Annotated in this window: 19 protein-coding genes; 8 read left to right on the top strand and 11 right to left on the bottom strand. The window is 74.6% G+C overall.

From position 1 onward, the window contains the following. Positions 1 to 76 precede the first annotated feature (76 nt). Complete coding sequence (locus tag R4Z62_RS06375; RefSeq protein ID WP_491519311.1) at positions 77 to 937, top strand: esterase/lipase family protein; 861 nt, start codon at positions 77 to 79, stop codon at positions 935 to 937. 78 nt (positions 938 to 1,015) lie between these two features. On the opposite strand, the gene R4Z62_RS06370 is transcribed toward R4Z62_RS06375, so the two are convergent. Together R4Z62_RS06370 and R4Z62_RS06365 are read right to left on the bottom strand one after the other, a co-directional pair. Then, on the bottom strand, positions 1,016 to 2,089 hold the full coding sequence (locus tag R4Z62_RS06370) for a lytic polysaccharide monooxygenase auxiliary activity family 9 protein (RefSeq protein WP_491519310.1): 1,074 nt from the start codon (positions 2,087 to 2,089) through the stop codon (positions 1,016 to 1,018). Positions 2,090 to 2,350: 261 nt separating this feature from the next. Further along, complete coding sequence (locus tag R4Z62_RS06365; protein WP_107440593.1) at positions 2,351 to 2,485, bottom strand: hypothetical protein; 135 nt, start codon at positions 2,483 to 2,485, stop codon at positions 2,351 to 2,353. 140 nt (positions 2,486 to 2,625) lie between these two features. Between R4Z62_RS06365 and R4Z62_RS06360 the strand changes: the two genes are divergently transcribed. Next, positions 2,626 to 3,270 carry a class I SAM-dependent methyltransferase gene (locus R4Z62_RS06360; protein WP_173860805.1) on the top strand — a complete coding sequence of 215 codons (645 nt, stop codon included), beginning with the start codon at positions 2,626 to 2,628 and terminating at the stop codon, positions 3,268 to 3,270. Positions 3,271 to 3,361: 91 nt separating this feature from the next. On the opposite strand, the gene R4Z62_RS06355 is transcribed toward R4Z62_RS06360, so the two are convergent. Both R4Z62_RS06355 and R4Z62_RS06350 read right to left on the bottom strand, forming a co-directional pair. Next, the gene (locus R4Z62_RS06355) at positions 3,362 to 3,865 is read right to left on the bottom strand and encodes a ribonuclease FAU-1 family protein (RefSeq protein WP_491519309.1); all 504 of its coding nucleotides are present in this window, start codon (positions 3,863 to 3,865) and stop codon (positions 3,362 to 3,364) included. Further along, entirely contained in the window at positions 3,846 to 4,775 is a 930-nt protein-coding gene (locus tag R4Z62_RS06350) for a GNAT family N-acetyltransferase (RefSeq protein ID WP_491519308.1), read from the bottom strand. Before R4Z62_RS06350 ends, R4Z62_RS06355 begins: the two co-directional genes overlap by 20 nt. A 250-nt stretch (positions 4,776 to 5,025) precedes the next feature. On the opposite strand from R4Z62_RS06350, the gene R4Z62_RS06345 reads away from it, so the two are divergent. Beyond that, entirely contained in the window at positions 5,026 to 5,394 is a 369-nt protein-coding gene (locus R4Z62_RS06345; RefSeq protein WP_064531993.1) for a GntR family transcriptional regulator, read from the top strand. 4 nt (positions 5,395 to 5,398) lie between these two features. On the opposite strand, the gene R4Z62_RS06340 is transcribed toward R4Z62_RS06345, so the two are convergent. Beyond that, positions 5,399 to 6,178 carry a DUF72 domain-containing protein gene (locus R4Z62_RS06340; protein ID WP_491519307.1) on the bottom strand — a complete coding sequence of 260 codons (780 nt, stop codon included), beginning with the start codon at positions 6,176 to 6,178 and terminating at the stop codon, positions 5,399 to 5,401. A 65-nt stretch (positions 6,179 to 6,243) separates the two neighbouring features. Next, complete coding sequence (locus R4Z62_RS06335; RefSeq protein WP_064531989.1) at positions 6,244 to 7,338, bottom strand: DUF5925 domain-containing protein; 1,095 nt, start codon at positions 7,336 to 7,338, stop codon at positions 6,244 to 6,246. A gap of 339 nt (positions 7,339 to 7,677) precedes the next feature. On the opposite strand from R4Z62_RS06335, the gene R4Z62_RS06330 reads away from it, so the two are divergent. Both R4Z62_RS06330 and R4Z62_RS06325 read left to right on the top strand, forming a co-directional pair. Beyond that, positions 7,678 to 8,484 (top strand): SGNH/GDSL hydrolase family protein, encoded by an 807-nt coding sequence (locus R4Z62_RS06330; protein ID WP_355483836.1) that lies wholly within the window; start codon positions 7,678 to 7,680, stop codon positions 8,482 to 8,484. Between the two features lie 347 nt (positions 8,485 to 8,831). Continuing rightward, positions 8,832 to 9,098, top strand: coding sequence for a hypothetical protein (locus R4Z62_RS06325; RefSeq protein WP_064531985.1), 267 nt, complete (start codon positions 8,832 to 8,834; stop codon positions 9,096 to 9,098). A gap of 306 nt (positions 9,099 to 9,404) precedes the next feature. Here R4Z62_RS06325 and R4Z62_RS06320 read toward each other — a convergent pair whose 3' ends face one another. Then, positions 9,405 to 10,187, bottom strand: a complete 783-nt coding sequence (locus tag R4Z62_RS06320) for an ABC transporter permease (protein ID WP_355483838.1) — start codon at positions 10,185 to 10,187, stop codon at positions 9,405 to 9,407. Beyond that, positions 10,184 to 11,140 carry an ATP-binding cassette domain-containing protein gene (locus tag R4Z62_RS06315; protein WP_491519306.1) on the bottom strand — a complete coding sequence of 319 codons (957 nt, stop codon included), beginning with the start codon at positions 11,138 to 11,140 and terminating at the stop codon, positions 10,184 to 10,186. Before R4Z62_RS06315 ends, R4Z62_RS06320 begins: the two co-directional genes overlap by 4 nt. A gap of 64 nt (positions 11,141 to 11,204) precedes the next feature. Between R4Z62_RS06315 and R4Z62_RS06310 the strand changes: the two genes are divergently transcribed. Further along, complete coding sequence (locus R4Z62_RS06310; protein WP_064531980.1) at positions 11,205 to 11,918, top strand: TetR/AcrR family transcriptional regulator; 714 nt, start codon at positions 11,205 to 11,207, stop codon at positions 11,916 to 11,918. A 78-nt stretch (positions 11,919 to 11,996) separates the two neighbouring features. Here R4Z62_RS06310 and R4Z62_RS06305 read toward each other — a convergent pair whose 3' ends face one another. The 3 genes from R4Z62_RS06305 to hmgA are packed head-to-tail and all read right to left on the bottom strand — an operon-like array spanning position 11,997 to position 15,300. Then, a complete protein-coding gene (locus R4Z62_RS06305) occupies positions 11,997 to 13,181 on the bottom strand; it encodes a type ISP restriction/modification enzyme (RefSeq protein WP_491519305.1) in 1,185 nt (394 codons plus the stop codon). 26 nt (positions 13,182 to 13,207) lie between these two features. After that, on the bottom strand, positions 13,208 to 13,957 hold the full coding sequence (locus tag R4Z62_RS06300; RefSeq protein WP_355483843.1) for a GntR family transcriptional regulator: 750 nt from the start codon (positions 13,955 to 13,957) through the stop codon (positions 13,208 to 13,210). 26 nt (positions 13,958 to 13,983) lie between these two features. Further along, a complete protein-coding gene (hmgA, locus tag R4Z62_RS06295; protein WP_491519304.1) occupies positions 13,984 to 15,300 on the bottom strand; it encodes a homogentisate 1,2-dioxygenase in 1,317 nt (438 codons plus the stop codon). A gap of 150 nt (positions 15,301 to 15,450) precedes the next feature. Here hmgA and R4Z62_RS06290 point away from each other — a divergent pair, with 150 nt between their 5' ends. After that, a complete protein-coding gene (locus tag R4Z62_RS06290; RefSeq protein WP_491519303.1) occupies positions 15,451 to 16,662 on the top strand; it encodes a hypothetical protein in 1,212 nt (403 codons plus the stop codon). Continuing rightward, on the top strand, positions 16,659 to 17,276 hold the full coding sequence (locus R4Z62_RS06285; protein WP_064537278.1) for a TetR/AcrR family transcriptional regulator: 618 nt from the start codon (positions 16,659 to 16,661) through the stop codon (positions 17,274 to 17,276). Before R4Z62_RS06290 ends, R4Z62_RS06285 begins: the two co-directional genes overlap by 4 nt. The last annotated feature ends 217 nt before the right edge of the window (positions 17,277 to 17,493 follow it).

The following is a 17,493-nucleotide window of genomic DNA, read 5'->3' as shown; positions in this document are numbered from 1 at the left end:
TGAACAGCATCCTGGTGATCCGGATCACAGGGCGCAGTGCCGTCGCACCTCCCTTGAGCCGCAAGGAGATCACACGATGCTGCCCTTCCAGCGCGCCCGCAGACACCTGGCCGCCCTGTTCCTGGCCGCCGCCGTCGCTCTCGTCCCGGCCGCCGCGGCCCACGCCTCCGGCGCCCCCAGCTCGGGCTGGAACGACTACAACTGCAAGCCGTCCGCGGCCCACCCCCGCCCCGTCGTCCTCGTCCACGGCACCTTCGGCAACTCCGTCGACAACTGGCTCGGTCTCGCGCCCTATCTGACGGCCCGCGGGTACTGCGTCTTCTCGCTCGACTACGGCCAACTGCCGGGCGTCCCGGTCTTCAACGGCCTCGGTCCCATCGACAGGTCGGCCGGGCAGCTGTCCGCCTACGTCGACAAGGTGCTCGCCGCCACCGGAGCGGCCAAGGCCGATCTCGTCGGCCATTCGCAGGGCGGCATGATGCCCCGCTACTACCTGAAGTTCCTCGGCGGCGCCGCCAAGGTGAACGCCCTCGTCGGCATCGCCCCCGACAGCCACGGCACCACCCTCAGCGGTCTGACCAACCTGCTGCCGTACTTCCCGGGCGCGAAGGACCTGATCTCCGCCGCCACCCCCGGCCTCGCCGACCAGATCGCCGGGTCCCCCTTCGTCACCAGGCTCAACGAGGGCGGGGACACCGTGCCCGGCGTGCACTACACGGTCATCGCCACCCAGTACGACGAGGTGGCCACGCCCTGGCGGACCCAGTACCTGAGCGGCTCCGACGTCCGCAACGTGCTGCTCCAGGACCTCTGCCCGCTCGACCTCTCCGAGCACGTCGCCATCGGCACCGTCGACCGCATCGCCTTCCACGAGGTGGCCAACGCGCTCGACCCGGCCCACGCCACCGCCACCACCTGCGCCTCCGTGTTCAGCTGACCCGGGGAGCCCCGCCGGGCGCGGTCCGGGGTCCGTCCGGCCTGAGCCGCCGGACGGACCCCGTGTCCACGGGCCGCCTCAGCGGCCGGAGCGGGCCGCCCGCCGCCTGACCGAGAGGAACAGCGCCGCCGATCCCGCCGCCAGGGCCGCCGCGCCGCCCATCGCGACGTACGGGGTGCTGCCGGACCCGCCGGTCTCGGCGAGATCCGCGGTCCGCGCCCCGTCGGCCGTCACGGAGCTGCCCGCAGCCGCGTCCGTGCCGGTGCCGGTACCCGTGGCGCCGTTCCCGTTCCCGTTCCCGTCCTGGGCCGGGGCCGCGGGTGCCGGGTCCGTCGTCGTCCGGGCGTCGGCGTCCCCGTGGCCGTGGTGCTCGACGGTGGACCGGCCGGCCCCGGCCCGGATCTGCCGCTCGGTCGGCGCGGAGGCCGAGGGCGCGGGAGAGGACGCCTTGGCGGAGGCGCCGCCCGCAGCGGAGCCGCCCGCACTCCCGCCGCCGCTGCCGCTCGCCGCACCGCCGAAGGTGACGTCCGAGCAGGAGTAGAACGCCTCGGGGCTGTCCGAACGCTGCCAGACCGCGTACAGCAGTTGCTTGCCGGTGCGCTGGGGGAGCGTGCCCGAGAACGTGTAGAAGCCGCCCGAGGCCACCGGGTCGGTGACCGTGGCCACCGGGTGCGCGAGATCCAGGGCGGACCAGGCCAGCGGCTCGGCCGGGTCGTAGCCGGGCTTGGTGAGGTACACGGTGAACGTGCCCTTGTGCTGGGCGGTCACGCGGTACTTGAAGGTGTACGGGCCGCTCTTCACGGCCGTCGCGGGCCAGTCCGCTCGGGGCAGGTCGAGGCCCTTGAACTCCGGGTCGTCCGCACTGCACAGCCTGCCGTCCGGGATCCGCTCCTGGTGCCGGCCGTTCACGTCGCCGATCCGGATGCCGTTCCAGTCGTACAGGGCCTGGGGGCCGCCGGCCGCGACCGCCGCCCGGCACGCCGCCGACGTCGGGTTCTCCGGGTTCTCGGCGTAGCACTGGAAGACCCGGCTGACCGGGCCGCCCATGGTGCCGTGCGCGGACGCGGGCGCGGCGGCGAGCGCGGTCAGGGCGAGCGGCGCCAGCGCCAGGACGGAGAGCGCGGCGGCCTGGCGGCGTGGACGAGCGGGCATGGGGGGACTCCTCGCGACGGGTCGTTTCTGACGGGTGCCGGCACCGGGGGCGGACCCCGTGGGGTGCTCAGAAACTAGCCCCGAGGAACGGGGAGAACGCCCGATCAGGGCGGTACGAGGGGATCCTTATGCTCGCGTTAAGGAAGCGCTGAGACTGCGCTCAGACAGAGGGCGCGCACGGCGTACACACGGTGTGCGGAAGGCGTGCGCGGTGGCGCGCGGGGCAGGTCCCGGCGCGCGGAGTGCGGTGCGCGCTGCCGGTCACCCCTCCGGCCACCAGGTACGTGCGATGTCCTTGCGGACCTCGGGCCGTCCGGCGGGACGCTCGTCGGTCTCCTCGCGGATCCGCCGGCTGTCCGTCTTCCTCAGGGGCTTCTGCACTGTCGTACGGCGCATCGCTGCCTCCTTCGACGGTCTACCGGGTTCCGTGTTCGTACGGAGGTAGACCTTTCGGGCGAGAGTTCCTCATCGGTGCGGGTCTGTCTGTGGCGGCTGTCACGATCCGGTTGTCAGTGGCGGGTGTCACTCTGGGGCGCATGAGTGCACACACGACGACCGATCGTGACGCCGCGGCCTGGGGCGCCGCTGGAGCGGCGGTGGACTGGGACGCGCGGGCGGCCGTCTTCGACGACGAGCCGGATCACGGGCTGCGCGATCCGCGGGTGCGCGCCGCCTGGGCGGAGCGGCTGCGCGACTGGCTGCCGCCGCGGCCCGCCGCGATCCTCGACCTCGGCTGCGGCACCGGCAGCCTCTCGCTCCTCGCGGCCGGGCAGGGGCACCGGGTGACCGGTGTGGACAGCTCCCCGGCGATGCTGGAGCGGGCCCGCGCCAAGCTCGCCGGCGCCGGCCGCGACGCGGAGTTCCTGACCGGTGACGCGGCGGACCCGCCGGTGGACGGGCGCCGTTTCGACGCCGTCCTGGTCCGCCATGTGCTGTGGGCGCTGCCGGATCCCGCCCGCGCGCTGCGGCGCTGGCGGGAGTTGCTGGAGCCCGCAGGACGGCTGGTCCTGGTCGAGGGCGTCTGGGGCACGGTCACGCCCGTCGGCATACCCAACGAGCGGCTTCTCACTCTCCTCACACCCCTCGTGCGGCACACCCGCGTCGAACAGCTCTCGGGTGACGCCCGGCTGTGGGGCAAGGACGTCACCGACGAGCGGTACGCGGTGGTGGCGTCGGTGTGACCGGTGGAGGACCGGGCGGCGGGTGGGCGCGCCGGGTCGGACGGGCCGCGGCGCGGCGGCCGGGCGGCCGGGCGCGGCCCCGTACGGCGGCTCAGTCCAGCAGCGCCGCGAAGCCCTCCGTGCGGGCCAGCCGCTCCAGTTCGGCGAGGGCGGCCACGGCGGCGTCGGCCGCCGCCGGGTCGCGCTCCGCCAGCCCGCTCGCGGCGAACTCGTCCTCGTCCAGGCGCAGTACGTCCGTGCCGTCCGCCGAGCGCCACAGGTCCAGGTCCAGGTCCTCCACGACCAGCTCACCGCCGGTGAGCACGGCAGGGCGGGTGATGTCGCAGTACCAGCCCTTGAGCCGGCCGCCGCCGTCGCGGACCTCCTTGACCGCGTACCACCGGTCGCGCCAGTAGTGTTCGGTGAACACGTCGCCCGGTTCGAACCGCACGAAGCCGAAGTCCCGTACGCCCTCGGCCGCCCAGGGTGCCCGGACCACCACGCGCACGCCGTCGTCGCGCACCAGCGCGCTCCGGTAGCGGATCTTCGTCCGGCCGCCCTTGACGAGGACGACGTCCACCGGAGTGCCGGGCGCGTCAGCCGAGTTCGCGGACATACCGCACCTCCGTGGCGCACACCTCGTAGCCGAACCACCGGTTGACGGCGATCATCGGTTCGTTGCCGGTGTCGTTGCCGGTGAACGCCTCCCGGACGCCGGCCGCGCGGGCGCGGTGCAGCGAGTCGTTCTTGGCGAGCTTGGCCAGGCCCCGGCCGCGGAACGCCTTGGCGGTGCCGGTCATCGCCGTGCTGTAGCGGGTGGCGCCGTCCGTGTGGGCGAGGGTGAAGGCGGCGGGCCGGTCGTCGACCACCGCGACGGACGTCAGGTCGTGGCTCAGCAGCGGGTTGCGCCAGGTCTCCTCCAGCCAGGTCGCGTAGTCGCTCAGGTCCGAGGCCACGTCACCCGGTTCGTCCGCGGCCGTCTCCGCGTCCAGCTCGAACAGGGGGCGCGGGTCGGCGGCGTAGTCGGATCCCCGGCGCAGCTCCACGCCGGGCGGCGGGTCCTGGAGCGGCGGGAGCCCACCGGCCGCCAGGTCCAGGCGCAGGAAGTACGCGGAGCGGCTGCCGCGGTAGCCGCGCCGCTCGGCGAAGGCACGGTTGTCCGGCGTGTCCAGCACCCAGGAGAGCAGCCGCACCGCGCCGCGGGCGGCCAGGTGCTCCTCGGCGGTGCGCACCAGCAGCGCGCCCGCGCCGCGCCCGGTGTGCGCCGGGTCCACGTACACGTTGACGTTGCCCTGTCCGGGCACCGGGCTGTCGTGGGACAGGAGCACCTGCGCCGTGCCGATCACCTCGCCGTCGGCCTCGGCGACCAGCGGCCGGTAGTGGGCGTCGGCATGCAGCCGGGTGGCGGTGTGGGCGAGGGACTCGGAGGTGAACAGCACGAACGGCAGCGCGCGACGGCGCACCCGGGCGAACCCTTCGAGGTCTGCGGGCACGTCGGGGCGCATTTCGCGGACGATCACGGTCATGCAGGCGCACGCTACGGGCCGCCCCCGCACACCCGCCTCCCATTTTCCGCCGCCCCGGACGACCCGCCGCCCCGGACGACCCGCCCGGCGGACGAGACCCGCCCGGCGGACGGCCCGCCCGGGGCGGCGGACAGCAGCCCGCCCCGGCGCCCGCGTCCCCCGGCGCCCGCGCCCGCGTCCGCGCCCTCCCGGTCCGGTCCCGTTCCGGCGGCTGCCCTCCCGGGGCGCGCGGGTGCGCGACAATCGGCCCGTGACCCTGAAGATCCGCATCCACGACGGCGCCCCTCCCTACGAGCAGGTGCGGGCCCAGATCTCCGAGCAGGCCCGGTCGGGCGCGCTGCCGGTCGGCCACCGGCTGCCCACGGTGCGGGCGCTGGCCGAGTCCCTCGGGCTTGCGGCGAACACCGTGGCCAAGGCGTACCGGGCGCTGGAGACGGACGGGGTGATCGAGACCCGGGGCCGCAACGGCACCTTCGTGGCCGCGGCGGGCTCCGCCGCCGACCGGGAGGCGGCGAGTGCCGCGCAGGGCTACGCGGAGCGCGTACGGCGGCTCGGCCTGGACGAGGACGCGGCGCTCGCGGCCGTCCGGGACGCCCTGCGGGCGGCGTACGAGGCGTAGCGCGTCAGGGGCGTACGGACAGCCGGCCGGGGGTGCGGGTCACCGCCAGCCCCGCGTGCCGTGCCGCGCGGGCGAACTCCACCGCGTCCCGCACCGCCGCCCCGGCCGGGTCGTTGTTGAAGTAGGCGTACACGTCCGTGTCCGTGCCGTCCGGCCAGGCCGTGGCGACGCGGTCCACCCAGGTGCGCAGGGACCTGCGGCCGTAGCGCGGCCGGTCCCGCGCGCGGCCCTCGTGGAAGCGGACGTAGCCCCAGTCGGCCGTCGGCCGCAGCGGGGTCACCGGGCGGCCGCGGACATCGGCCCAGCACAGGGCGGCGCCCCGCGCCTCCAGCACGGCGCGTACCGCCGGTGTCCACCACGACGCGTGGCGCGGCTCCACCGCGACCCGGGTGCCGGGCGGGAAGCAGGACAGACAGGCGTCGAGCAGCCCGGCGTCGCCCCGCAGCGTGGGCGGGAGCTGGAGCAGCACGGGCCCGAGCCGGTCGCCGAGGCCCGCGGCGTGCGTCATCAGGCGGTGCACCGGCTCCGTGGGGTCCTTGAGGCGTTTGACGTGGGTGAGGAAGCGGCTCGCCTTGACCGCGACGACGAAGTCCGGCGGGACGCGCTCCCGCCAGGCCGCGAAGGTCTCCGGGGACGGCAGCCGGTAGAAGGCGTTGTTGACCTCGACCGTGGCGAACGCCGCCGCGTACTCCTCCAGCCAGCACCGCACCGGGCACCGGGGCGGGTACAGCACGCCCCGCCAGTCCTCGTACTGCCACCCCGACGTCCCGACGAACAGGGTCATGGCCCCATCACACCACCGGGGCGCCCCGCTGTCCCCTCCACCCGGCGCCGGTCACCGGGCGCCGGTCACAGGTACAGGCCCGCGTCCGCGCCCTCGCGGGGCTCCGGGAGCGCGGTCGGGGAGGTGCCCCGGCGCAGCGCGTACAGCTCGGCGAGGGTCGCTCCCTCGCGGCCGACGCCCTCCTCGGTGCCCAGCCAGTCCACGGCCTCCCGGCGGGTCAGCCGGCCCACCTCGATGCGGGCCAGGCAGCGGCCCGGCCGGACCACGGCGGGATGCAGCCGCTCCAGGTCCTCGTTGGTCGTCACCCCGACCAGGACGTTGCGGCCCTGGCCGAGCAGTCCGTCGGTGAGGTTGAGCAGCCGTGAGAGCGCCTGGCCCGCGGTGTGCTTGGCCTCGCCGCGGATCAGCTCGTCGCAGTCCTCCAGCAGGAGCAGCCGCCAGCGGCCCTTGCCCGCCGCGTCCTCCTCGCCGATGGCGATGTCCATCAGATAGCCGACGTCGGAGAACAGGCGCTCAGGGTCGAGGACGCAGTCCACCTGGCACCAGTCCCGCCAGGAGCGGGCCAGGGTGCGCAGCGCGGAGGTCTTGCCGGTGCCCGGCGGGCCGTGCAGCAGCAGGAGGCGGCCCGCGATGTCCTGGGGGGTGGTCTTCATCAGGCGGTCCATCGCGTCCGCGACCGGCGCCGTGTAGTTGGCCCGGACCTCGTCCCAGGTGCCCGCGGAGATCTGCCGGGTGGTGCGGTGCGGGCCGCGCCGCGGGGAGACGTACCAGAACCCCATCGCCACGTTCTCCGGCTGGGGTTCGGGCTCGTCCGCGGCGCCGTCCGTGGCCTGGCCGAGGATCCGCTGGGCCAGTTCGGCGTCGGTCGCGGTGACCGTGACGTCCGCCCCCCGGTTCCAGCGGGAGACCAGCAGGGTCCAGCCGTCGCCCTCGGCGAGGGTCGCGCTGCGGTCGTCGTCGCGGGCCACGCGCAGTACCCGGGCGCCGTCCGGCAGCAGGGTGGCACCGGAGCGGACCCGGTCGATGTTGACCGCGTGCGCGTACGGCTGCTCGCCCGTCGCGAAGCGGCCGAGGAACAGCGCGTCGACGACGTCGGACGGCGAGTCGGAGTCGTCGACGTTGAGCCGGATCGGCAGCGCGTCGTGCGGGTTCGCAGGCATGCGGCCATGATCTGCCACCGGACCGCCCCGCGCACCCCGTTTCCCGGCCGTGCCGGGCGTGTCGGCCGCCGTCCGGGTCCGGATGCGCCGGAATCCCGTGTCGCGGCGTCAGGAACCGGCGTACAGGCGTATGAAGAGCCGTCAACGCGACCAATGACCCGTACGGGTTGTCATCCGGCTGCACCGGCGGGTCCGTTCGGGCCATGGCGCGGGGCCCGTACCGACCCCTACTCCCCGTGATTCCTTGTGAGTTCACCCTTTCTTTGGCATGGACACTTCCAGTCGACGCGCGTAGCTGCTACCACGGATCCGATAGCGAAGCTGCTAGAGGGAGGTTCCATGAGACGTTCCCGAATTGCCGCGTACGTCGGCTCAGTTCTGCTGACCGTAGGTCTCGTCCTCACCGGGACGGCCACGGCGCAGGCCGCACCATCGGCCGCGACCGGCGGCTATGTGGCCCTCGGCGACTCCTACTCCTCCGGAGTGGGCGCCGGCAGTTACATCAGCTCCAGCGGTGACTGCGACCGCAGCACCAAGGCGTACCCCTATCTGTGGAACGCCGCGAACCACCCGTCCTCGTTCTCCTTCACCGCCTGCTCGGGCGCCCGGACGGACGACGTCCTCGCCGGCCAGCTCGGCCCGCTCAACTCCGGCACGTCCCTGGTGTCGATCAGCATCGGGGGCAACGACGCCGGGTTCTCCGACGTCATGACGACCTGTGTGCTCCAGTCGGACAGCAACTGCCTCTCCCGCATCGCGACCGCCAGGGCCTACGTCGACTCGACGCTGCCCGGCAAGCTCGACAACCTCTACTCGGTGATCCGCGGCAAGGCGCCCTCCGCGCGGGTCGTCGTCATCGGCTACCCCCGCTTCTACAAGCTCGGCCAGACCTGCCTCGGCCTCTCGGAGACCAAGCGCTCGGCCATCAACGACGCCGCCGACCGCATCGACACCGTCATCGCCAAGGCCGCGGCCAACCACGGCTTCGTCTTCGGCGACGTCCGCACCACCTTCAGTGGCCACGAGATCTGCTCCGGCAACTCCTGGCTGCACAGCGTCGACTGGCTCGACATCGGTGACTCCTACCACCCGACGGCCTCCGGCCACTCCGGCGGCTACCTGCCGGTGCTGAACAGCGCCGCCTGAACCCCGCCGGGGCCGGGCACGTGAGATCGCCCACGTCCCGCGCCGCCGGTGCCCGCCTCCCCCCACTGGAGGCGGGCACCGGCCACCTGATGACACGCCCTTGAGCGGTACCGGCCCCCGCGCCGCCGTCCGCTCACGCGCCGTGACGGTGCGCCGGGGCCCCGGCCGCCCCGGCCCGTCTGCCTGCCGGTTGTCCAACTCGCCGTGGAACCGGTCGGATTCGGAGAGTAGTCGTCAACACCCTTACGCAGAAGGTGAATCCTGCGACCGAGATACACGGGTGCCCGTGCGGGGCGATAGGGTTACCCTGCCCGGGGTCGGGTGGACTCGTACGGGTGGGGAGTGACATGGAGCAGATAACAGTGCGCAGCAGGGCCAGGGTCCCTGCGATCACCTGCGGAAGCAGCGCGACCAGCTCGCGCCTCGACCGCCATCTCGCGGTGCTCGGCGGACCCGCCGTCCCGCAGCGGGAGGCCGCCGAGGCGACGCTGCTGATGCGTGAGCTGACCACGCGTGCCGCGCACGACCGCACCGGCAGGGGTGCGCGGATGCGCCGGGTGTCGCTGTTCGCGCCCCTGCGCCGACTGCGTCGCACGCTGTTCGGCGGGCACTAGCGACACCGCCGTCCGCGGCCTCTCCGGCACCACCGGAGGGCGCCGCCGACGTTCCCGGGCCCGACCTCACCAGGGCCGGCGTCCGGGTCCCGAGCAGACCGCCTCACCGCCTTCGTACGGCGCCGCGCGCATGCCGCCCGCATCCCCACGGCCGCGGCGCCCCGTACGGCTGTCCGGCCTCCCGTGCCCGAGCGGCACGGGAGCCGGCCGCCCGGCTCCTGTCGCCCGGCGCGGCGACACCCCGTCCTCACCCGGACCCGCCCGGCCCGTGTCGCGCAGCCCTCGGCGCGCGCGTGCCGCCGTTGCTCAGCCCTCGGCGCGCGCGTACCGCCGCACCGCCGACGGCGCGCTGACGGCGAGCAGCACCGCGCACCAGGCCAGCGTCCCCGCGACGGGATGGGCCACCGGCCAGGAGGCGTGCTCCGGGACCGGGCCGTTGCCGAAGAGGTCGCGCAGCGCGGTGGTGAGCGCGCTGATCGGGTTCCACTCGGCGAGCACGCGCAGCCAGTGCGCCAGATTCCCGGTCGGGATGTACGCGTTCGACAGCAGCGGCAGGACGAAGGTCGCGGCGCCGAGCTGGCCGGCCGCCTCCTCGCTGCGGGTGAGCAGCCCCAGCCAGATCCCCACCCAGGTGCAGGCGAACCGGAAGAGCAGCAGCAGTCCGACGGCGCCCGCCGCCCCGGCCGCGCTCCCCTCGATCCGCCAGCCCACCGCCAGCCCGACCAGCAGCAGCGGCACGGTCCCGGCCGCCGTGACGACGAGGTCGGCCACCGCCTGCCCGAGCGGCACCGCCGCCCGGCTCACCGGCATGGTGCGCAGCCGGTCGTGCACCCCTCGGTGGACGTCCTGCGCCGACTGGAACATCCCCGTCATGATCCCGCCGGCCGCGGTCGCCGCGAGCAGTCCGGGCACCAGGAAGGCGCGGTACTCGCGGCCGGGCACGGCCAGCGCGCTCCCGAAGACGTAGCCGAAGAAGAGCAGCATGTTGATCGGCATGATCTGGGTGAGGACGGCGAGGCCCGGGTTGTTGCGGACCCGGCGCAACTGCCGTCCCGCCAGCGCCGTCCCGTCGTGCACCAGTGCGCTCATGCCGCGATCTCCTCGCTGTCGTGGGAGGCTCCGGTCAGCCGGAGGAAGACGTCGTCCAGGGTGGGCGGGCTCAGGCTCGCGTCGAGCAGCGGCACGCCCGCCGCGTCCAGTTCGCGCACCAGCCGGGGCAGGGTGAGGGTGGGGTCGGTGGCGACCGCGCCGACCGCGGCCCGCTCGTGGTCGAACACCGGCTCGGCGCCGGTGAGCCGGTCCAGGACGGCCGCCGCCCGTGCCATCTCGTCCGGGTGCGCCACCACGACCTCGGCGCGCGTGCCGATCAGGGCCTTGAGCCGCGCGGGCGATCCGGTGTGCGCGACCCGGCCCCGGTCCACCAGGGCGATGTCGTCGGCCAGCCGGTCGGCCTCGTCCAGGTACTGGGTGGTCAGCACCACCGTCGTGCCCCGCCGCTTCAGTGCGCGCACCGCGTCCCAGATCTGGTTGCGGCTGGCCGGGTCGAGGCCGGTGGTGGGCTCGTCCAGGAAGAGCACGGCGGGCCGGCACAGCAGGCTGGCCGCGAGGTCCAGCCGGCGGCGCATCCCGCCCGAGTAGGTGGCGGCGGTGCGGTCGGCGGCCTCGGCGAGACCGAACCGCTCCAGCAGCTCCCCGGTGCGCGCCGCCGCGTCCGGGATCCGGTGCAGCCGGCCGAACAGCCGCAGGTTCTGCCGTCCGGTGAGGTCCGCGTCGACGGACGTGTCCTGCCCGGTCACCCCGATCCGGCGGCGCACGGCGGCCGGTTCGCGCACCAGGTCGTGCCCGGCCACCCGGGCGGAGCCCGCGTCCGGCCGCAGCAGTGTCGTCAGCAGCCGTACGGCCGTCGTCTTGCCCGCGCCGTTCGGCCCGAGCACCCCGCAGACCGTGCCCTCGGCCACCGCCAGATCCAGGCCGCGCACGGCGTGTACGTCGCCGAACCGCTTCTCCAGACCCTCACTAAGTACAGCGTACGTAGTCGTCATGGGGCGACCATAGCGCACTACGTACGCTGTACGTAACTAACATGGTGGGGCGAGGTGATGTCCCATGGCCGGCCGAGGCGCCGAACCCGAGGTGATCTGGGCCCGCCCGGAGCGGACGGGGCGGGGGCCGAAGCCTGCCCTCACCCGTGCCGACATCGCGGCGGCGGCCGTCCGGCTCGCCGACGCCGGCGGCCTGGAAGCGGTCTCGATGCGGCACGTGGCCGCCGAAGTGGGCTGCGGCACGATGTCGCTGTACAACTACGTCCCCCGCAAGGAGGACCTGTACGAGCTGATGGTGGACGCCGTCAGTGGTGAGCACGAGCTGTGGGAGCCCAGCGGCGACTGGCGCGCCGACATGGTCCGGGTGGGCCACCAGACCCGGTCCCTGATGCGCCGCCACACGTGGCTGCCCCGCCTGATGTCCGGGATCTACGGCTTCAGCCCCAACGCCCTGCGCTATCTGGAGCACTGCCTGGCCTGCCTGGACCCGCTGGAGGCGTCCTACGGCACCAAGATGGAGCTGGTCGCCATGGTCAACGCCGTGGTGACCATGTACGTCGCCAACGAGCTGGCGGCCGCCGAGCGCACCCGCTCCCTGCCCTGGACGGCGGAGCAGGAGAACGCCGTGCGGATCGCCTACCTGGGCGGCCGGATCGCGAGCGGCGCCTACCCGCGCATGGCGGCGGCCTTCACGGAGGACGCCGGCCCCATCGATCTGGAGGCGGTGTTCGACCGGGCCCTGACACGGGTCCTGGACGGGTTCTGCCCGCGCGGCTGAGCACCCGCGGCCGAGCACGCGCCGCGCGCCGTACGCCGGCGCCGCCCGCGCCGGGCGGGCCGGAGCGGGGACGGGCCGTCAGATGAGGGTGAACTGGCCCCCGGGGCCTTCCTCGGCGTGGTCCAGGACCGAGGCCGGCCGGCGGGCCGCCGCCGGTACCGGCAGCACGCCCGCCGCCCGCAGCGCGGACGCCGTGACCGTCCGGTCCGGCTCCGGGGCCTCCAGCGGCTCCTGCCCCGCCCGCGCCTCGGCCAGCAGCGCCAGGACGGTGATCAGCTCCAGCAGCTCCGAGGTCCACGCCTGCGGCCACAGGGGCGGGCGGATCGCCGCCAGGGTGCCCTGTTCGCCCTGCGCCGTCCGGGCCGCGAACCACTGCTCCAGGACCCGGCCGGCGCCGGTCTCGAAGTCCCAGGCGGCCGCGGGCACCGGGGAGACGCGGCCCTCGTCGAGGTGGAGGGTCTCCTCGGCCCGGTCGTAGTGGAGGGCGCGCGGGTGGTCCGGCAGCGGTGCGCGGACGTACGGGCGGCGCCCGCCGGGCAGTTTGGGGCGCTCGCCGTCGCGGCGCATCAGCCACAGCGCCCGGCGGCCCGCCGCGACGCCCCGCGCCCACCGGCCGGTGTCCGAGGTGAGCGGGACGGCCGTCCCGTCCGGGCCCGGCCGCGCCGCCGCCAGGATCCAGGCGAGCACGTCCGGCGGCTCGGGACGGTGCCCCAGGAGGGCGGCCAGATGCTCCGTCAGGCCCGGTGCCAGGTTGGGTTCCCGCGCGCCCGGACGGCGGTACAGCGGGCGGATGCGGCCCGGCCGCAGGAAGGGCGGCAGCGAGGTCGCCAGCAGCGCCGGTCCGGCCGCGCCCGGTGCGGCGCCCGGCTCCACCACGAAGACCTGCCGCTCGTCCGCCACCCGCCACAGCTCGGGCCGGGCCGCGTCGATCAGCCGGTGGTCCGCGAGGAGCCACTGCTCGTCGAAGGGCGCCATGAGCACCCGTACCGGCTCCGGGCACGGGCCCGGGTCCCGGGCCAGTTGCCCGGTGCCGCCGGAGCGGCCGGGCAGCTGTCCCGCCGCGGTGTACGGCGTGCGGGCGCGCGTCGGCTCGAACAGGGCCTCCCGGTCCGCCCCCTCGGCCCTCAGCAGCGCGTTCCAGCGGGCCCTGAGGCAGCCCGGGTCCGGGGCCGCGGGCCACGGCCGGCCGAGCCGCGGCGGTGCGACGGACCACGGCATGAGGTCCGCCAGCAGCGGGGCGTCGTCGTGCGTCACGCGGGGCATCGTACGACGCGGCGACGGCCCGCAGGTCACGTGGCGTCGAGGGTCACCGTGAAGGAGAACCGGTCACCGCGGTAGTGGATGACGACCACGTCCAGCGGCCGGCCCGACTCGTCGTAGGTGATGCCCGTGTAGTGCAGGATCGGGCTGAGCAGCGGCACTTCGAGCAGCCGGGCCGTCTCCGGGTCGGCCAGCCGCGCCTGCACGGTGTCCGTGATCCGGCTGATGCCGGCGCCCACCACGTCCCGCAGCACCTTGGTCATCGGCCAGCGCACCAGGTCGTCCGGCGATATCCGCTCGGCCAGCTCCGGACGGACGTAGTTGCGGGCGTGGTTGGTGGGCTCGCCGGTCTTCTCGTCGCTGCGCAGCCGGTGGTAGGCCGCCACCTCCTCCAGGTCCGGGAAGAACTCGGCCAGTTCGGCGGTCACCGGCGCGGTGCCGTGGTCCAGCAGCTCGGTCGTCATACCGGACTGCTGGGCCACGATCGCGTCCACCGAGCCCAGCAGCCGCACCGGGGCGCCCCGGTGGGCCGTGGGCGCGATGAAGGTGCCGCGCCGCCGGTGCCGGGTGATCAGCCCCTCCTCCTCCAGCTCCTTCAGCGCCTGCCGCATGGTCAGCACGCTCACGCCGTAGTGCCCCGCCAGTTGCTCCTCGGTGGGCAGGCGCAGCGGGTCCCGGGGCGAGCGGCCGAGGATCGAGGCGCGCAGGGACTGGGACACCTGGTACCACAGCGGCAGCTTGCGGTTCAGGACGATCGAATCCGGAGCAAAGGAGGTCACGGGCTATCCGTACCGGTCTGGTCCGTTCAGTGCAATGGCCGGAAGTGTTTCTCCAGGCCCTGCCAGACGTCGTCGTAGCGCTGCTGGAGGTGGTCCGCGCGGGCCGCGTGCGGTGTGAGCGTCACCGGCCAGCGGGTCTCGAACATGAACGCCAGTCCGTCGTCGATCTTCTGCGGCTTCAGCTCGGCCGCGCTCGCCCGCTCGAAGGTCTCCCGGTCCGGGCCGTGCGCCGACATCATGTTGTGCAGCGAGCCGCCGCCCGGCACGAAGCCCTCCGCCTTGGCGTCGTAGGCGCCCTCGATCAGGCCCATGTACTCGCTCATCACGTTCCGGTGGAAGTACGGCGGCCGGAAGGTGTCCTCGCCCACCAGCCAGCGCGGCGCGAAGACGACGAAGTCCACCCCGGCCAGGCCCGGAGTGTCGCTCGGCGAGGTCAGCACCGTGAAGACCGACGGGTCCGGGTGGTCGTACGAGATCGTCCCGATGACGTTGAAGCGGCGCAGGTCGTAGACGTACGGCACATGGTTGCCGTGCCAGGCGACGACGTCGAGCGGGGAGTGGCCGTAGGTGGCCGTCCAGAGGTTGCCGCAGAACTTGTTGACCACCTCCACCGGTCCTTCGGTGTCCTCGTAGGCGGCCACCGGCGCGCGGAAGTCACGGGCGTTGGCCAGGCCGTTGGCGCCGATGGGGCCGAGGTCGGGCAGGCGGAAGGGGGCGCCGTAGTTCTCGCAGACGTACCCCCGGGCCGTCCCGTCCAGCAGCTCCACCCGGAAGCGCACCCCGCGCGGGATCAGCGCCACATGGCCGGGCTCGGCGTGCAGCAGGCCGAACTCGGTGCGCAGCAGCAGCCCGCCCCGCTCCGGCACGATCAGCAGTTCGCCGTCCGCGTCGCTGAAGAAGCGCTCCATCGAGGAGTTGGCGTGAAACAGATGCACCGCCATGCCGGTGCGCTGGGTGGCGTCGCCGTTGCCGCCGAGGGTCCACAGGCCCGCCAGGAAGTCCGTGTCCGGGCCCGGCTGCGGCAGCGGGTTCCAGCGCAGCCGGTTGGGGTCCGGGACGGACTGGGTGAAGGGGGCCGTGCGCAGCGCGCCGTTGCCCGCGCGGGTGAACGCCGGGTGGGCGGCCGAGGGGCGGATGCGGTACAGCCAGGAGCGGCGGTTGTGCGCCCTGGGCTCGGTGAAGGCCGCACCGCTGAGCTGCTCCGCGTACAGCCCGAAGGGCGCGCGCTGGGGCGAGTTGCGGCCCTCGGGCAGCGCGCCCGGAACGGCTTCCGAACTGTGCTCGTTGCCGAAACCGGAGAGGTACTCCAGTGCCTCGGCGGTCTTGCGTGCGTCCCCGCTCATGATCGCTCCCTTGCAACCTGATTCCTATGGAGCACCGTAGGATTGCGATTTCCCGGGCGCAAGAGGGACGTCGGCCCCCCTTCCGGCGGACGGCCGGAACCCGACCTGAGGGGGATCCGGCCGCCGGAGGGCTGTTCTACGCTCCCGGGCATGACGTCGTGGACGCGCCGGCCACTCGCGGTGCTCGCGGTGTCCGCCCTGCTGCTCGCCGCATCGGCCGGCTGCGGGGCGGGCGGTACGCGGGGGAGCGGGGATGGCGGGGAGAAGGGGGAGGGCGGACCGGCCACCCCGGTGGGAAAGATCATCGATCACACCGACGAGCAGGGGCGGGCCTACCGCGAGGTGGACCGGAAGGGCGCGCCCGAGATCGGCGTCGAGGTGCGGCCGGACGCGGCGGGCAGCTGGGACGTGCGGCTGACCGTCCGCCGCTTCCGCTTCTCCCCGGCCGGTACGGCGGCCCGCCCGGTGTCCGGACGCGGTCTCGCCCATCTGCTGGTCGACGGCCGCCTCGTCGGCCGTCTGCGCGCCCCCGAGTACCGGCTCTCCGCCCGCCTCGTCCCGCGCGGCACCCACCACGTCACCGCGCGCCTCTACGCCGACGACGACACGGTCTGGGCGGTCTCCGGCAGGCCCGTGCAGAGCACCGCCGACATCACGGCTTCGGACCCGCGCGCGGGGGAGGGGGCGTCCGTGTCCGGGGGTGGCGCGGGCGCGGGGGCGGCGCCTTCCGCAAGCGGCGGGGGCGCGGGCGCGGCGTCGTCCGGGAGCGGGGCGGTGTCGTCGGGTGCGGTGCTGTCCGGGGCGGTGGCGCCGGGCGGGGCGGCGTCCGGTGCGGTGACATCGGGCGGGGTGGTGTCCGGCGCGGTGGCCTCGTCCGGTGCGGCGCGCGGTCCGGCGGCCGGGCAGGTCGGCGGTGGGGCGGCGGCCCGGTCCGAGGGTGCCGTGTGGTCGCCCGTGTCCTCCGCGCCCGTGTCCTCCGTGCCCGTGTCCTTTGCGCCCGTGTCCTCCGCGCTCCCGTCCTCCGCGCTCCCGTCCTCCGCGCTCCCGTCCTCCGTGCTCCCGTCCTCCGCGCCCGCGCCGTACGTGGGCGCGCCCTCCGGTGGTGCGCCCTCCGTGCCCGTACGCCCCGCGCCGCCGGTGCGCGCGCCGTCCGCGCCGCTCGCGGCTCCCGTACCGCCCGCGCCCGCGCTGTTCGTGGCCGCGCAGGCAGCGCCGTCCACGCCGTCCGCGCCCGCGTTCCCGGCTCTCCCCGCACTCGGGGCGCGCGGCGCGCGGGGAGCCGTGTGCGCGGGGGACGACCCGGGTGCCGGTGTCCGCACCGCGGGCACCGCTTCACCCGGCCGCCGCGGCCGGGCATCATGAGTGCCGTGCCCCATGCGACCCCGCTCCGTCGCGCACCCGTGCAGCGGCGCAGCGCCGAACGGCTGACCAGGATCCTGGACGCCTGCGCCGAACTCCTCGACGAGGTCGGCTACGACGCCCTGAGCACCCGCGCCGTCGCGCTGCGCGCCGGTGTGCCCATCGGCTCGGTCTACCGGTTCTTCGGCAACAAGCGCGCGATGGCCGACGCGCTCGCCCACCGCAATCTGGAGCGGTACTCCGAGCGCGTCCAGGAGCGCCTGGCGGGGCTGGCGGACGACGGCTGGCGGTCCGCCATGGACGCCGTGCTCGACGAGTACCTGGCGATGAAGCGGACCGCGCCCGGCTTCTCCCTCGTGGACTTCGGCAACCAGATACCGCTGGGCGCCCGGCACGCCGAGCCCAACCACCGCCTCGCCGACCGCCTCACCCAGCTGCTCGCCGGGTATCTGCGCCGCGAGCCGGACGACGATCTGCGCCGTGCGTTCCTGATCGCCGTGGAGACCGCCGACACCCTTGTGCAGCTCGCCTTCCGGGTCGACCCCGAGGGCGACGAGCGGATCATCGAGGAGATGCGGGAACTGCTGCGGGCGTACCTGGGGCGCGTGCTGGGCTGAGCCCCCCGCCCGGCCCGTCCGCCCGGCCCGTCCGCCCATCCCTCCGGCTCGCCCGCCCTGTCCGACCTGTCCGACCCGTCCGCTCCGGTGCCCGGTTGCGCCGGGCGGGTGACAGCGGACGGCGCGTCGGGGCGGGGTGCGGTGGCCCCGGCGGGCGATGTGAAAGAGAGTCAGGTGAAAGAGCGATTTGTATGAAAATCGTCTGACTCGGAGGAAC

The sequence above is a fragment of the Streptomyces sp. PL-25 genome (assembly GCF_058344915.1).
The sequence above is the reverse complement of the archived record's forward strand: the minus strand, read 5'-3'. Positions and strand labels throughout refer to the sequence as shown.

Bases quoted from the DNA above. Each gene is read 5' to 3' on its own strand.
- R4Z62_RS06335 (WP_064531989.1), bottom strand. From the start codon at position 7,338: ATGCCTGCGAACCCGCACGACGCGCTGCCGATCCGGCTCAACGTCGAC.
- R4Z62_RS06330 (WP_355483836.1), top strand. From the start codon at position 7,678: ATGAGACGTTCCCGAATTGCCGCGTACGTCGGCTCAGTTCTGCTGACC.
- R4Z62_RS06315 (WP_491519306.1), bottom strand. From the start codon at position 11,140: ATGACGACTACGTACGCTGTACTTAGTGAGGGTCTGGAGAAGCGGTTC.
- R4Z62_RS06290 (WP_491519303.1), top strand. From the start codon at position 15,451: ATGACGTCGTGGACGCGCCGGCCACTCGCGGTGCTCGCGGTGTCCGCC.
- R4Z62_RS06325 (WP_064531985.1), top strand. From the start codon at position 8,832: ATGGAGCAGATAACAGTGCGCAGCAGGGCCAGGGTCCCTGCGATCACC.
- R4Z62_RS06355 (WP_491519309.1), bottom strand. From the start codon at position 3,865: ATGTCCGCGAACTCGGCTGACGCGCCCGGCACTCCGGTGGACGTCGTC.
- R4Z62_RS06320 (WP_355483838.1), bottom strand. From the start codon at position 10,187: ATGAGCGCACTGGTGCACGACGGGACGGCGCTGGCGGGACGGCAGTTG.
- R4Z62_RS06360 (WP_173860805.1), top strand. From the start codon at position 2,626: ATGAGTGCACACACGACGACCGATCGTGACGCCGCGGCCTGGGGCGCC.
- R4Z62_RS06305 (WP_491519305.1), bottom strand. From the start codon at position 13,181: ATGCCCCGCGTGACGCACGACGACGCCCCGCTGCTGGCGGACCTCATG.
- hmgA (WP_491519304.1), bottom strand. From the start codon at position 15,300: ATGAGCGGGGACGCACGCAAGACCGCCGAGGCACTGGAGTACCTCTCC.
- R4Z62_RS06340 (WP_491519307.1), bottom strand. From the start codon at position 6,178: ATGACCCTGTTCGTCGGGACGTCGGGGTGGCAGTACGAGGACTGGCGG.
- R4Z62_RS06350 (WP_491519308.1), bottom strand. From the start codon at position 4,775: ATGACCGTGATCGTCCGCGAAATGCGCCCCGACGTGCCCGCAGACCTC.
- R4Z62_RS06285 (WP_064537278.1), top strand. From the start codon at position 16,659: ATGAGTGCCGTGCCCCATGCGACCCCGCTCCGTCGCGCACCCGTGCAG.
- R4Z62_RS06365 (WP_107440593.1), bottom strand. From the start codon at position 2,485: ATGCGCCGTACGACAGTGCAGAAGCCCCTGAGGAAGACGGACAGCCGG.
- R4Z62_RS06375 (WP_491519311.1), top strand. From the start codon at position 77: ATGCTGCCCTTCCAGCGCGCCCGCAGACACCTGGCCGCCCTGTTCCTG.
- R4Z62_RS06370 (WP_491519310.1), bottom strand. From the start codon at position 2,089: ATGCCCGCTCGTCCACGCCGCCAGGCCGCCGCGCTCTCCGTCCTGGCG.
- R4Z62_RS06310 (WP_064531980.1), top strand. From the start codon at position 11,205: ATGGCCGGCCGAGGCGCCGAACCCGAGGTGATCTGGGCCCGCCCGGAG.